General features: G+C 70.4%; 13 protein-coding genes. 7 read left to right on the top strand and 6 right to left on the bottom strand.

Annotated elements, in window-relative coordinates:
• Positions 1-64 precede the first annotated feature (64 nt).
• The gene (locus SNA_RS18440; protein WP_030063673.1) at positions 65-1,234 is read right to left on the bottom strand and encodes an anhydro-N-acetylmuramic acid kinase; all 1,170 of its coding nucleotides are present in this window, start codon (positions 1,232-1,234) and stop codon (positions 65-67) included.
• Between the two features lie 659 nt (positions 1,235-1,893).
• Here SNA_RS18440 and SNA_RS18445 point away from each other — a divergent pair.
• The 5 genes from SNA_RS18445 (at position 1,894) to SNA_RS18465 (ending at position 7,954) form a co-directional block, all read left to right on the top strand.
• Positions 1,894-3,060, top strand: coding sequence for a methyltransferase domain-containing protein (locus SNA_RS18445; RefSeq protein ID WP_241779720.1), 1,167 nt, complete (start codon positions 1,894-1,896; stop codon positions 3,058-3,060).
• Positions 3,061-3,375: 315 nt separating this feature from the next.
• On the top strand, positions 3,376-4,731 hold the full coding sequence (locus SNA_RS18450) for a phage tail sheath family protein (RefSeq protein WP_051877105.1): 1,356 nt from the start codon (positions 3,376-3,378) through the stop codon (positions 4,729-4,731).
• A gap of 719 nt (positions 4,732-5,450) precedes the next feature.
• Positions 5,451-6,818 carry an MBL fold metallo-hydrolase gene (locus SNA_RS18455; RefSeq protein WP_044365912.1) on the top strand — a complete coding sequence of 456 codons (1,368 nt, stop codon included), beginning with the start codon at positions 5,451-5,453 and terminating at the stop codon, positions 6,816-6,818.
• A gap of 30 nt (positions 6,819-6,848) precedes the next feature.
• Positions 6,849-7,208: a rhodanese-like domain-containing protein gene (locus SNA_RS18460; RefSeq protein ID WP_030063669.1), complete on the top strand. Its 360-nt coding sequence runs from the start codon at positions 6,849-6,851 to the stop codon at positions 7,206-7,208.
• On the top strand, positions 7,205-7,954 hold the full coding sequence (locus tag SNA_RS18465; protein ID WP_030063668.1) for a sulfite exporter TauE/SafE family protein: 750 nt from the start codon (positions 7,205-7,207) through the stop codon (positions 7,952-7,954). The genes SNA_RS18460 and SNA_RS18465 overlap by 4 nt, the downstream gene beginning before the upstream one ends.
• 8 nt (positions 7,955-7,962) lie before the next feature.
• On the opposite strand, the gene SNA_RS18470 is transcribed toward SNA_RS18465, so the two are convergent.
• Positions 7,963-8,241 carry a metal-sensitive transcriptional regulator gene (locus SNA_RS18470; RefSeq protein ID WP_030063667.1) on the bottom strand — a complete coding sequence of 93 codons (279 nt, stop codon included), beginning with the start codon at positions 8,239-8,241 and terminating at the stop codon, positions 7,963-7,965.
• A gap of 84 nt (positions 8,242-8,325) precedes the next feature.
• On the opposite strand from SNA_RS18470, the gene SNA_RS18475 reads away from it, so the two are divergent.
• Both SNA_RS18475 and SNA_RS18480 read left to right on the top strand, forming a co-directional pair.
• Positions 8,326-8,892, top strand: a complete 567-nt coding sequence (locus SNA_RS18475; RefSeq protein WP_030063665.1) for a rhodanese-like domain-containing protein — start codon at positions 8,326-8,328, stop codon at positions 8,890-8,892.
• A 554-nt stretch (positions 8,893-9,446) separates the two neighbouring features.
• A complete protein-coding gene (locus SNA_RS18480; protein WP_030063664.1) occupies positions 9,447-10,037 on the top strand; it encodes a snapalysin family zinc-dependent metalloprotease in 591 nt (196 codons plus the stop codon).
• Positions 10,038-10,383: 346 nt separating this feature from the next.
• Here SNA_RS18480 and SNA_RS18485 read toward each other — a convergent pair whose 3' ends face one another.
• The 4 genes from SNA_RS18485 to SNA_RS18500 form a co-directional block, all read right to left on the bottom strand.
• The gene (locus SNA_RS18485; RefSeq protein ID WP_030063662.1) at positions 10,384-10,875 is read right to left on the bottom strand and encodes a peptidylprolyl isomerase; all 492 of its coding nucleotides are present in this window, start codon (positions 10,873-10,875) and stop codon (positions 10,384-10,386) included.
• Between the two features lie 177 nt (positions 10,876-11,052).
• A complete protein-coding gene (locus SNA_RS18490) occupies positions 11,053-11,727 on the bottom strand; it encodes a response regulator transcription factor (protein WP_241779721.1) in 675 nt (224 codons plus the stop codon).
• On the bottom strand, positions 11,724-12,890 hold the full coding sequence (locus SNA_RS18495) for a sensor histidine kinase (protein ID WP_044365959.1): 1,167 nt from the start codon (positions 12,888-12,890) through the stop codon (positions 11,724-11,726). Before SNA_RS18495 ends, SNA_RS18490 begins: the two co-directional genes overlap by 4 nt.
• 558 nt (positions 12,891-13,448) lie before the next feature.
• Entirely contained in the window at positions 13,449-14,024 is a 576-nt protein-coding gene (locus tag SNA_RS18500; RefSeq protein ID WP_030063658.1) for a TetR/AcrR family transcriptional regulator, read from the bottom strand.
• Positions 14,025-14,181 lie beyond the last annotated feature (157 nt).

Here is a 14,181-nt window from a genome sequence, read left to right on the forward strand (position 1 = left end):
CAGCAGGCGCACTCAGGTCAGCCAGCACCAAAACAGACCGCGCCCACTGCCGCCGGCGGCATGCTCACACCACGATCCGCAGCCCCCGCGGGGGCCGAGGCGCTGGTTGCGGCAGCCGAAGCGGGAAGCGGCCCGGTGTAATACTCCCCAGGAGGGCGGCATGACGGGCACCCGTACCGGAGGGAAGAGCACCGGGAAGCCCATGGAACGTCAGAAACCCCAGGACGGTGAAGGCCAAGGCTTCCTTGGCCTCGGAGGGCAGCCCGAGATCGTCACTGGGACGCAGCGGCACATCAGGGAGTTCCTCGGTGATCATCTCCATGAGCGTGCGATTGCGTGTCCCGCCGCCGGAGACGACGAGCTCGGTGACGCGGTGGGCGCGGCAGGCGTCGGCGACGGTGACGGCGGTCAGGCGGGTCAGGGTGGCCAATACGTCATCGGTGTCGAGTCCCCGCGCCCTTACCAGCACATGCTGCAGGTAAGGGAGATGGAAGTGTTCCTTGCCGGTGCTCTTGGGGGCGGGCCTGCGGTAGTACGGGTCGGACAGGAGCAGGCGGAGCAGGCCGGCGTCGGGCCGCCCGGCGCCAGCCCGGCGTCCGTCCACGTCGTACTGTTCCGCACCGCCGGTGAAGTGCCGAACGGCGGTGTCCAAGAGGGCGTTGCCGGGGCCGATGTCGAAGGCCAGAGGTGCGGTGCCGGGAGCGACGACGGTGATGTTGGCGATGCCCCCGAGGTTGAGAGCAGCCGGCGTACCGGGAAGCACACCCAACAGCAGAGTATCCGTCATACTGACCAGCGGGGCACCCTGTCCGCCGGCGGCGACGTCTTTGCTGCGCAGATCGGAGATGACGGGGAGTCCGGTTCGCTGGGCGATCCAGGCGGGCTGGCCGAGTTGGAGTGTGCCCTGGACAGTGCCGTTCTCGACCCAGTGGTAGAGGGTCTGACCGTGTGAGACCACAAGGTCGGCGGCATCGGCGCACAGCTCGCTCAGGGCGCGTTCGGCTGCGGTGGCGAAGGTCTGTCCGATGCCCGTGTCCAGGGCGCACATGGTCCGCGCGGTCGTGGTGGCCGGGGGCAGGGCGGCGGCGATGAGGTTGCGCAGATCGTCCGGGTAGGGGACGGAGAGATGTCCAAGCGGCCGCAGACGCAGGGTGTCGCCGTCGAGGGTGAGGTCTGCGGCGGCGGCCTCGACCGCGTCGTAGGAGGTGCCGGACATCAGGCCGATCACGCGCAGGAAGCCATCCGGCACATCCGCTGCGCGGCCGGGGTGGGATGGAGGCATGTATCTCCTTCCTGAGACTGACTGCCGACACTGGAGCAGGCCAGCAAACTCTAATGTTTTCTTCGTGCTCCCCGGAGGACTGACGTGCCGGCCTACGAGGCAACGCCCCGCTTCAGCGCTTCATCGCCTCACCCCCGAACAGCACCGCTCCTTCCGCTGCGTCGTCATACGCACCTCGCACTCTGCGAACACGCTCCGGTTTTGCGGCAGGCAGGTGGATCACCGCGTTTCCTTCCGCCCTTCCGCCCTTCCGCCCTACCGGCCCGGCGGCCAGGGCCTGTCCGCAGAGCCCGGTGACCGTCCGTCCTGATGGCGGGCGTGAGAGGCGCACCATCAGGACGAGGTGGCGCGCCTCGGGCGGGGCCTGGCCGTGGGGGACGGAGGGGAGCGTCCCGCCCGAGGCGGCCACGAGCCGCTGCGGACGCCAGGACCGCGACCGGCCGCCAGCCCTCGCGCCACGCCTCCGTGCTCCGATAACGTCACTCACGCAGCCATGCCCAACTACCCGGAGTATGCATGGACATGAAACACCGCTCTCCGATCGGGGACGACGGACAACAGCCTGGCCGACCCATCCCGCCGCCCGAGCCGCAGCCGAAGCCCGACCAGAAGTGACCCTGGCGAGCAGCGCCCCGGAATCCGCCGGGACAGAACGGCTCCTGGCCGAGCTCACCACGCAGCTCGGCCGCCCCGTACCCGCAGAATGGGCCGCAGCCCTTCGCCATGTACCGCGGCACCGCTTCCTGCCCGACCGGATCTGGCTACGTGACGGCCACGGCGGATACGCCCCCTGCGACCGCAGCACCGACCCGGCCCAGTGGTGGGAAGCCGCGTACAGCGACGCCCCGCTCGTCACCCAACTCCACGTGGAGGACGACGGCTACCAGCAACCCACGTCGTCGGCTTCCGCGCCGAGCACCGTCGTCCGCATGCTCGAAGCAGCGCAGATCTCCGACGGCCACCACGTCCTCGAGATCGGCACCGGCACCGGCTACCACGCCGCGCTCCTCGCCCACCGCCTCGGCGATACCCGCGTCACGTCCATCGAGGTCGACGAGAGCATCGCGAACCGGGCACGCGCCAACCTCAGGGCCGGCGGACAGCAGCCGACCGTCATCACCGGCGACGGCGCCCACGGCCACCCGGCCGGCGCACCCTACGACCGCGCCATCGCCACCTGCTCCGTCCGAGCCATCCCGCCGGCCTGGATCCAGCAGACCCGGCCGGGGGCGCGCATCGTCACGCCCTGGAGCACCGCCTGGATCACCTACGGCACCCTCACTCTCGCCCGAGCCCGAGACGACACCGTGAGCGGCCGATTCGCCCCCTACGGCGCCTACATGGTCATGCACGGCCAACGCCCCGACGTCGAACTCGAACGTGATCTCCTGCACGACGGGCAGGTCCCCGACCGCTCGACCACACTCCTGTCGCCTTGGGACGTTGCCGGCCACAACCTCGACGCCCAGTTCGCCATCGGTATCCGCGTGCCCGACATCTGGCACTCCTGGGACGCCGACACAGCCGAGGCCCACACCCGGCTCTGGCTCGCCGATGACCGCGCCACGTCATGGGCCGCCGTCGACTATGACGGCAAGCAGACGGAACGGTTCCGGGTGTCCCAGCACGGGCCGCGAAATCTCTGGGACGAAGTCGAAACAGCCCACGCACAGTGGGACCAGGCCGGTCGACCCGCCATCGAGCGACACGGACTCACCGCCACCGTGCACGGGCACCAGCTCTGGACGGACCGGCCCGAGAACGCCATCACCACCTGAACACCGCTATCTCCAGTATCTCCAGATCCCGACACCCACATTACCTACGGTTATTAACTCGTCGCACTGGGTAGTGAGGTGCCGATCGTTCCGCCGCCGCGCCATCGGCACTGAACAGCAGTGGCATGAGCCCATCATGAGCCCATGGAGGAGAGGCTGACGGCCCGCCACGTCCACCCCGGCAACGTCCGCGGAGCCCGCCACGCAGGACTCCAGCCCGGGCGGCTTGCCCAGGACCGCGACGGAACGCACGAAGACCACCCACCAGCGACATCGCCGTCGAAAAGCGCCGGCCGACCGATAGGGGAAACACCGATGGACACGAGCCCTCCGGGCATCTACCTCAAGGAGATGCCCAGCGGCGTGCGCATGATCACGGGGGCGGGAACGTCGACCCCTGCCTTCCTCGGGTACACCGACGTTCCGGACAGCGCCACCAGCGCCACCAGCGCCACCGACGAACAGGCGACCCCGCCATTCGACGCGAGCGAGCGTGTCACTCCTCAGCTGGTCCGCAGCTGGCGGGAGTTCGCCGACCGCTACAGCATCATCGGGCTGAGCGAAGAACTGGACGCCTTGCTGAAGAAGCAGAAGGGCGACCAGGACGTGACCGCCGCGGAGCTCAAGCGGATCCAGGTACTCCAGCGGTGCTTGGTGCCGGCCGAGGCGGTGTACGGGTTCTTCGCCAACGGCGGCACATCCTGTTACATCGTCGGGTTCCTCGCCGCGGACCAGCCCGTGACCGAGACGGCGCTCGCCGGCGACGCCGAGAAGCGCACAGGGCTCGCCGGGCTGGAGTCGGTCCGTGAGGTGACCATGGTCGCCGTGCCCAGCCTCTGGGACATGTCCGTGGCCGCCACCGAGAACTCAACTCCGCCTCAGTCAGACCTGCCGACCGGCAAAGCGCTCATCGACAAGGTGCTCGCCCACTGCACCGAGCAGCGCAACAGGCTCGCCATCGCCGACGTGCCGCCCGACCAGTCCGTCGACTCACTCAAGAAGTTCGTCGACACGCTCGCCGCACCCGACACGGACGAAGCGGCGTTCACGACGCTCTACTACCCGTGGGTGAAGGTCCCAGGGGTGGACGGGGTGGCGCGGACGGTGCCGCCGTCGGGCCACCTGGCAGGGGTGTGGGCCCGCACGGATTCCGAGCGCGGCGTGTTCAAAGCGCCGGCCAACCAGAACCTGCGCGGCGTCCTCGAACTCACCACCCAGCTCAGCGACGACCAGAACGGCGACCTCAACGGCAAGGGCGTCAACTGCCTGCGTGCCTTCCCCGGCCGAGGTCTGCTGGTCTGGGGCGCGCGAACTCGGTCCGGCAGCTCTGACTGGCGGTATCTCAACGTCCGGCGTCTCGTCTCGTACCTCTCCGACTCCATCCACCAGTCCACCACCTGGGCGGTCTTCGAGCCGAACGACGAGAAGCTGTGGGCAACGCTGCGGCACTCGGTCACCAGCTTCCTGACCGACCAGTGGCGGCAGGGGGCATTGGTGGGGAGGAACCCCGAGGAGGCGTTTTACGTGATCTGCGACGCCACGAACAATACCCAGTCGACGATCGACGATGGTCGGGTGGTCTGCGACATCGGCGTCGCGCCCGTGCGGCCTGCTGAATTCGTGCACTTCACCATCACCCAGCTCGCCGGCCAGACCACCGGGAACGCCTGAGGTCACCAGTTGGCCTCCATCGCGGTGGAGTCGGTCCCTTTCTGGTTCGGCAGAACTAGGAAGGGACCCATGGGGTTTTGAGATGACACCCCGTCGAGCAAGACAAGGCACGAGGGTATGAGTCAGCTGCCGACGGACCTGGACCCCGAGGTCCCCTGCCCGGGGTCCCTCGGCCTACACCTGAACGGCCGGAGCCGCTCCGCGCCTCTTCGCTGACTGCGTATCAGCCACATGACCCATCGGACAGCCGCAAGGACAAGGGCGTCGGTCGACGAGCTCACGGACTTCCGCGTCCGGGCTCTGGCTCCGCTCGCCGCACAACACGAGGAGATCATCCGGCTCCGCGGCACCACCGGTGCCTCGAACCGGGTCGCGCGTCTTCCCGGTCCGCGCATGACCGTCATCGGGTCGGGCAGCTGTCTCATCACGGCGCCGTCGAAATGCAACACGGCCGTTGGGAAGCGTCGCCAACGCGGCTCCCACGGACCGCGCGGTCAATCACCACACGGATCAGCCGCACACGGCCTCTGCGGACACAAGACATTGCCTCGTGCTGGTGATACGGGATCGACGGGATCGACGACCCGATCATCAAGCGCAATCCCGTCGTCATCCGCACCGGCGTGCACGTTTCCCAGGAATACCCCCCGGGGTACCCCTGTTAGAGTGAGGACAGATACCCCCCGGGGTACATCGTTTCTTGTGAAGGAGCCGCAGCAGTGTTCTTCGTCGACACTCTGGAGTCCGAGGGCCTGGGCAATCGCAGCTATCTGGTCGGCGGCGCCCGTAGCGCGGTCGTCGTCGACCCGCCGCGCGACATCGACCAGGTGATCGCCACCGCGGCGCGGCGCGGGGTGCGCATCGGCTACGTGGCCGAGACCCACCTGCACAACGACTACGTCTCCGGCGGTCTGGAGCTGGCCCGTCTCACCGGCGCCGCCTACCTGGTGCCGGCCGCGGCCCACGTGTCCTTCGCCCGCACCGCCGTCGCCGACGGCGACACCGTCGGCGTGGAAGAGGGCCTGGTGCTGCGGGCGATAGCCACCCCGGGCCACACGCCGCACCACACCTCCTACGTCCTGGAAGCGGGCGGGCGCGGGGTGGCGGCGTTCACCGGCGGGTCGCTGCTGATCGGCTCGGTGGGCCGCCCGGACCTGGTGGAGCCACGGCTGACCGAGCAGCTGGCCCGCGCCCAGCACGCCTCCGCCCACCGCCTGGTGGCCGAGCTGGACGACGCCGTACCGGTGCTGCCCACGCACGGGTTCGGCAGCTTCTGCTCCTCCTCCCAGGCCGAGGGGGACGCGACCACGATCGGCCGGGAACGCGCCACCAACGACGCGCTCACCCTGGACGTGGACACCTTCGTCGCGCGGATGCTGGCCCACCTGGAGGACGTGCCCGCCTACTACGCGCACATGGGCCCGGTCAACGCCGCCGGCCCCGCGCCCATCGACCTGACCCCGCCGGAGCCGGCCGACGCCGAGCAGGTCGCCCAGCGGCTGGCGGCGGGCGAGTGGGTGGTGGACCTGCGCAACCGGGTCGCCTTCGCCGAAGGGCACGTGGCCGGGTCGTTCAACTTCGAGGGCGAGGGCAAGCTCGCCACCTATCTGGCCTGGCTGATCCCCTGGGGCAGGCCCGTCACCCTGCTCGCCGACACCCCTCAGCAGATCACCGAGGCGCAGCGCGAGCTGGCTCGGGTCGGCATCGACCGCCCGGCCGCCGCCGCCACCGGCGACCCGGTCGCCTGGGTCCGCGAGGGCGAGCAGCTCGCTTCCTTCCCCCGCGCCCGCTTCGCCGACCTCGCCGAGGCGCGCGAGCGCGGCGAGAAGGGGGTGGTGGTGCTGGACGTGCGCCGGGACTCCGAGCGTGCGAACGGCTTTGTCACGGGCTCGGTGCACATCCCGATCCACGAGTTGCACGGCCGGATCGGCGAGGTGCCGGGCGGCACCGTGTGGGTGCACTGCGCGGGCGGGATGCGCGCGGCGATCGCCGCCTCCCTGCTGGACGCCACCGGACGGGACGTGGTCGCCGTCGACGACGGCTTCGACGCCGCCACGGCTGCGGGCCTGGTCCTCACCCGCGCCTGATCCATCCGCTCATCCAAGCAAGGGCACCTCATGTTCCTTTTCCGACGCGGCGCGGGCCGTCCCACCCCCGAGCAGGCCCGCACCCGCACCAGTGACGTCACCGCGGTGCCGTGCGATGTCCGCGAGGTTCCGCGGTGGCGGGCCGGGCGCGCGCCCGGCGCCGTCTCTGTGCCGCTGATCCGGCTGCTGGACGGCGCGGCCCTGCCGACCGATGCGCAGGGACGGCCGGTGGTGGCGATCTGCCGCTTCGGGCACCGCTCGCAGCGGGCCGGCCGGCTTCTGGCCTCCCGCGGTAGCGACGACGTCGACGTCACCGGCGGCATGAGTGCCTGGGCGCAGGCCGGGCTGCCGGTCGTCGACGAGCGCGGGCAGAGCGGCTGGATAGCGTGAGCGCCCTGATTCTGGCCCTGATCGCGGGGGCCGTGGTCGGCCTGGCGCTCGGCGCGCTCGGCGGCGGTGGCAGCGTTCTGGCCGTCCCGGCGCTGATCTACCTGCTCGGTTTCACCCCCGCCGCGGCCACCACCGCCAGCCTGATCATCGTCACCGCGACCTCCCTGGCCGCTCTGTACGCACACGCCCGCGCCGGGCACGTGCGGTGGAAGGCCGGAGCGGCGTTCGCCGCCGCCGGACTCCTGCCGGCTGCCCTCGCCGGGGCCGCCGCCGCCCGCCTGCCCCAGGCCGTCCTCACCGTCGCCTTCGCCGCCATCGCCGCCCTCGCCGCGGTCAGGATGCTGCGGCCGGCCGACCCGGCCGGTGCCAGAAGCAGCACGGTACGGCCGGGCAAGGCGGCCGGGGCCGGCGCGGGACTGGGTGCACTGACCGGACTGCTGGGCGTGGGCGGCGGCTTCCTCGCCGTGCCGGCCCTGGTGACCGTGCTGGCCTTCGAGATGCAGGCCGCCGTCGGCACCAGCCTGCTGGTCATCACGGCCAACTCGCTGGCCTCGCTCGCCACCCGCTCCGGTGCAGCTGCCTCCCTTAACTGGGCGGTGATCGGGCCCTTCGTCGCCACCGCGGTCCTGGGAGCCTGGGACGGCAAACGCCTGGCCTCGAAGGTCTCCGGATCCCGCCTGCAGCGCATCTTTGCGATGGTCCTGCTGGCCGTGGCCACCTTCATGCTCATCGACGCCCTGACGTGATGCGCAGCTCAGGCCAGCGACAAAAACAGCTTCTCCAGGCGGGCACGCATCTGCTCCCGGTCACCAGGCGCCTGCCCGCCCTCGGCCACGCAGTGCTGCAACCCCGTCGCGATGATCGCGAACCCGGCCCGGTCCAGTGCCCGGGAGACCGCCGCGAGCTGTGTGATCACATCCTCGCAGTCCCGGCCCTCCTCGATCATCCTGATGATCCCCGCGATCTGCCCCTGCGCCCGTCGCAGCCGGTTGAGCACGCTCTTGAGCTCATCCGCCGCCATCTCCAGTTCCACACTTCCTCCTCCACAGATACCCCACAGGGTATTCTAGTTCGTTCGGGATGCCGGACGGAGAAACGAAAGGAAACCCCCACACACATGAACACCCCCGCCGCCATCCAGCCCGTCCAGGCCGCCGAGCACCTGAGCACCTACACCGTCATCGACGTGCGCACCCCCGGCGAATTCGCCGCCGGCCACCTGCCCGGCGCCCACAACATCCCCCTCGACCACCTCGGCGCCGCCCTGCCCGCCCTCAAGACGGCAGCCGCCCGCCGCGCACTGCTGATGGTGTGCGCCTCCGGCAACCGTTCCGCCACCGCCTGCGCACAGCTCGCCGACGCCGACGTCCCCGCCACCACCCTCACCGGCGGCACCGCCGCCTGGATCCAGCAGGGCCACCGGGTCGAGCGCGACAGCACCGCCACGGCCTCCTGGCCCATGGAACGCCAGGTCCGCCTCGCAGCCGGCTCCCTCGTCGTCGCCGGCCTCGCGCTCGGCACCCGTTACCGGCCCGCCCGCTGGCTGTCCGCCGCCATCGGAAGCGGCCTGGTCTTCTCCGCCGTCACCAACACCTGCGGCATGGCCGCCGTGCTGGCCAAACTCCCGTACAACCAGCCCCGCACCGCCGACCTCGATGCCACCCTGCGGACCCTTGGAGAGTGACCACGCCCGCCGTGGCCGCCCCCTTCGGCGCAGCTCCCACCGCCCTCGATGGCACGGACTGCGGCCGCCAAGAGGGCGGTACGGCCCACGCCCTCTGCCACCTCTTTGGAGTCAGTCCGCGCCGACAGACGATTCGAAATGTCCAAGGAAGCGGTCAGCGCGGCTCGGGCGCCAGGTCTGTGCTCGTAGTGCCCCGGCCCTGCGGTTGAACGTCTCGGCCACGACCGCCGCGCGGTCAGGCCGGCGGCTGCGTCAACTCCTCTATGCGATCACGCAGTTCAGGAGCCCGTTGCCGGGCAGGGCCATGGGAAGACGAGATCCTTGCCCCCCGGTCCGCCGTCCGCTCGACCACACGACCACACGACCGGCGAACGCCGTCTTTCACCTTTCTCCCGTCCGATCCGTATTCTCCCGTCCGATCCGCTGTCAATTCCTGTGCACTTTGAGCCAACTTGCAGCCGCTGAGCCCGATTACCGACTGAGAGGTTGTCGTGTTCGCGACGAACTCGTTTACTGCGGGCAGCAGCTGACACTCAAGGAGGCGCACAAGGCTCATGATCAAGCGAATAGTCGCCCTGACAGCACTTGTCCCCGCCATGCTGAGCACTCCGGTCGGCGTCGCCTCGGCGCACTCCGCGCCGCACGCGACCACGGCTGTGGTCACCCTGACCTACGACGCCGGCAAAGCCGGTAAGTGGGCGGGCCCGATCAAGCAGGCCGTGAAGAACTGGAACGACGCGGTGCACAACGTGCGCCTGGTGCCGACGAGCACCCCCGGCTCGGCCGACTACGTCTACGAGGCGACCAGCGGCTGGCCGCAGGCCACGTTGGGGCCGATCTTCCCCGGCGGCAACGGTGACGTGCAGCTGGGCCGGCAAGCGGTGGACCAGGGTTACGACGTGACCCGGATCGTGGCGCACGAAACCGGGCACATCCTCGGCCTGCCCGACCACTACAGCGGCCCGTGCTCGGAGCTCATGTCCGGCCACGGCCCCGGCACGTCCTGCACGAACGCCAAGCCGGACGCGGCCGAGGCGGCGCAGGTCGACAAGAACTACGCCGCCGGCACGCCGTCGATGCGCCCGCATCACCACCAGGTGGTGATCGACATCTGGTCCGGCCGGGTGCCCACTGCCTCGCGCTGACCGGCCGGCGACACGCCAGCAGCGGGGACCGGCTGCGGCAGAGGGCCAGATGGTCGACGGGCACCGTGGGACCGCGTGCAGGGCTACAGCTTCCGCGGCTCCACCCCGGCCTTCGGGACGCTTCGGCCTCTGCGCGACCCGGCCGGGGCCGACACGGAGGAGGACGAGCCCGCCGAGGGCCGACCCGGGCGCCGGCGGCCGGGCGGGCTCATGCTGGGGGTAGGGCCGGGCAAACCGTCAGGTGCTGCGATCGGAATCCGGGGCCAAGTCGCCCCCGCTCCGGCCGCATGGACGGGAAGTCCCTGAGCATTGCGGCGTGGCGCGGGGGCGGGGGTAGGGGCGGGCCTCAGGCGACGGTGCCGCTTTCCTTGATGACGACGTCGGAGCTCAGGGCGCCGGTGCGGGAGCCGAGGGCCTCGATCTGCTTGACGAGGTCCTCTCCCTCGACAACCTCGCCGAAGACGACGTGTTTGCCGTCGAGCCACGGGGTGACGACGGTCGTCACGAAGAACTGGGAGCCGTTGGTGTTCGGGCCGCGGTTGGCCATCGACAGCAGGAACGGCCGGTCGTGCTTGAGCGAGAGGTTCTCGTCGGCGAAGGTGGCGCCGAAGATGCTCTTGCCGCCGGTGCCGTTGCCGTCGGTGAAGTCGCCGCCCTGAAGCATGAACTCGGGGATGACGCGGTGGAAGGCCGAACCGGCGTAGCCGTAGCCGTTCTGGCCGGTGGCGAGCTCGCGGAAGTTGCGCGCGGTCTCCGGGACGACGTCGTCGAAGAGCCGGAAGACGATGCGGCCGGCGTCCTTGCCGTCAATGGTTATGTCGAAGTAAACGTTCTGCATGGGCCCCATTCTGACATCAGTTATCCATGGGGCCTGCGGAGCGTCCCACGATCGACCGGCTGAGCGCGGCAGGCAGCTCCCTGACGTACGAAATCAAGGAGATCGCCGAGTCACCGCAGGTACGGCCGGCCCGGTCTGCACCGCGGCGAGGCAGCGTGCGTCCCAGCGGCGGCCCCGTCACCCCGGCAGCACGAACCCGCATTCGTACGCCGCGATCACCGCCTGTGTCCGGTCCCGTACGCCCAGCTTGGCCAGTACACCCGCCACGTGGGTCTTGACCGTGGCCGGGCCCACGCCCAGCCGTGCGGCGATCTCGGCGTTGGTCAAACCCTCCGCCATAAGCCGCAGCACCGCCCCCTCCCGCTCCGAGAGCCGGGCCCGCAGCCTGCGCGCCGCATCGTGTGCCGCCCGTTCCCCCGCGTGCCGGGCGGCCAGCGCGCGCACCGCCGTCGGGAACAGCAGTGAATCGGAGCGCGCCACCAGACGCACGGCCTGCACCAGTTCCTCCGCCTTGGACCGCTTGAGCAGAAATCCGCTGGCTCCGGCCCGCAGCGCGTCATAGACATACGCGTCGTTCTCGAACGTCGTCACCACGATGATGCGCGGTGGTTCGGGCATCTGGGCCAGGATCTGCTCGGTCGCCCGGATGCCGTCGATCTGAGGCATCCGCACATCCATCAGGACAATGTCCGGCCGCAGCTGACGGACCAGCGGGATCGCCTCCGCCCCCGTGGTGGCCTCCCCGACCACCTCCATACCCGGCTCGGAATCGAGGATGGCGCGCAGCGCGGTGCGCACCAGCCGCTCATCGTCGGCCAGCACGATGCGCAGGGGCACTGGATGCTCGCTCACCGGCCCGCCTTCGCGATCGGGAGGCCGGCCGTCAGCCGCCACACGCCGTCATGTGCCCCGGCCTCCGCCTCGCCGCCCAGCAGCCGGGCGCGCTCGCCGATGCCACGCAGCCCCAGCCCGCCGCCCGTCCGGTCCGCCGGTCCCGATTCCGTCACAGGGTTCTCCATCACGAGTGTCAACTCATCGTCTGTTATGTGCAGTTGTAGCCGTACGGTGACCTGTCCGGCGTGCCGCAGCGCGTTGCTCAGCCCCTCCTGCACGATCCGGTACGCCTCGCGGGAGACCACCGGCGGCAGCGCAGCGCCTCCGCCCTCGATCGTGGCTTTGACGGTCAGCCCCGCCGCGCGGGTGCGGTCCAGGAGGGCGTCCAGGGTGTCGAGGGTGGGCACCGGGGCGGTGCAGGCGGTGTCGTCCTCGCGCAGCAGGCCCAGGACGGTGTCCAGTTCGGCGACGGCGTCGCGGGTGGTCTCCTCGATGGCGGTCAGGGCCTGGCGGGCGAACTCCGGGTCCGCGTCCAGGACCCGGCGGGCCGCGCTTGCCTGGAGGGTGACCGCGCTCAGCGCATGCCCCACCGAGTCGTGCAGTTCGCGGGCCAGCCGATTACGCAAGGCCAGGTCGGCGGCCCGGCGCTCGGCCGCGGCGAGCCGGTCAGCGGGCACAGGCCCCAGCAGGACCGGCGCCAGACGGGCCAGCAGTTGCCCGGCTCCCCAGGCCGTACCCGCCACCAGGAGCATCAACGCCAGCCCGGCCAGCGGCCCGAGCACGCCGGGGACGGCCCGGTGCCACGCCGGGAAACCGCGCTGCACCGGCGCCGCGAACGGCAACACCATCAGCACGACCGCGGCCGGCGGCGCGGCCAGCGACATCCCGCTCACGATCCCGCCGACCCCGTTGTGCGCCAGGAACCACAGCCCGGTACGCCACCGGGCCGCCCACCCATACCCCGGCCCGTCAGCCAGCAGCTCCCCCGGCACACCACAGATCGACCGCACGGCGCTGACCGCGAGGGACCGCGCCGGCGCGACGACCAACCCGACCAGCCCGGCGAGGGGAAGGGCAGCACCGAACGCGATGAACTGGGTCGCGATGTCGCGGTCCGGGTCGGCGCTGTCCATGATCATCGGCACAAGGACCGACGCCACCATGAAGGACGGCATCAGCATCGCGCCGCCGATCACCAGATGAGCCCAGCGCAGTGCGTGCAGCCGCAGTCCGGTCGGCCGCCGTTCGCTGAGCTGTCTTTGGTTGAGCTGCCGTTCGCTGAGCTGCCTTTGGTTCAGTCGCACCGCGCGGCCTCGGGCTCGGCTTGGCGCCCGGCCTGGCGCTCCGCGACGGCCCCCCATATCCCGGTGATCATCTGGACAGAGTAGGTCAGACTCACCACCGGCGTGGGCCACTTGGGGCCGACAAGTCCTACGCCTACTTCACCGACCCGGATCCGGCACCGTAACTTCCGGGCCGCCGACCCTGCCATAACCCATCGAACAGGCCCTGCCCCCCCGCCCGCCCACCACAGAACACCAGTGCCCCCCTGGCAATCGCAGCGGGACACCACCTCAACAACCAGAGCAACAGGGCCGGTTGAACCAACAAACTGTCGGCTCAACCAGCCGCATTGGGTCGGACCACCCCGCCCTCGGCGGTTCCTCCAGGCGGTGGACGACTTCTCGCCATTCCGTCGCCGGTCGCCGTCACCCGTCCCGACCGGTGTGGTCTCCCTGTCACGCCAGCGCGGTGGTTCCCCAGCCCTGTTCCATCAGGGCGAACAGGTCGCGCATGGCCCGGGCCGGGTCGTCGCTCGCATGGGCGAGGCTGCGGGCCTCCAGGACGAAGCGTGCCAGGCCGGTGACGGCGAGGTCGTCCGGGGACAGTCCGGTGGCCTCGGCGAGCGTGGCGGCCAGTGCCTTCTCGTGGCGCGACCACATGCGCCGGGCGTAATCCCGCAGCGCGGGGGTGGAGTCGACGAGGACGAAAAACGGGTCGTCGGCCCGTACGGCGGCATGGGTGTTCACCATGTGGTCGCACAGGGCGTGCAGCGCGGACTGGCCGGGGGCCCGGTCGCGCACGGCGGCGACCAGGGCGCTCTCGACGTCCGCGTCCAGGTCGAAGACGAGGGCTTCCTTGCTGGGGAAGTGCTTGAAGAGTGTGCTCAGCGAGACGTCGGCCGCCTCCGCCACCTCGCGCACACCGACGTTGTCGAAGCCGCGCTCGGTGAACAGCCGCAGTGCAGCATCCGCCAGGGCCTGCCTGGTCTGCGCCTTCTTGCGCTCGCGGCGCCCTGGTGTCGTCTCGGCCATGGCCCCACCCTACCCCGTACGGCGATTCGATCGTAAAGACGATCGACTCAAAAGTCGGAGCAATTGTACTTTTGGAGCTGCTGTGTTTTTGTGGATGTCGCGACGGGGAACCCACCGGCATCCCGCGGCCCGCCGGCATCGCATCCGGATGCGGGAC

Origin of the sequence: Streptomyces natalensis ATCC 27448 (genome assembly GCF_000935125.1) — a bacterium.
GTDB lineage: Bacteria > Actinomycetota > Actinomycetes > Streptomycetales > Streptomycetaceae > Streptomyces > Streptomyces natalensis.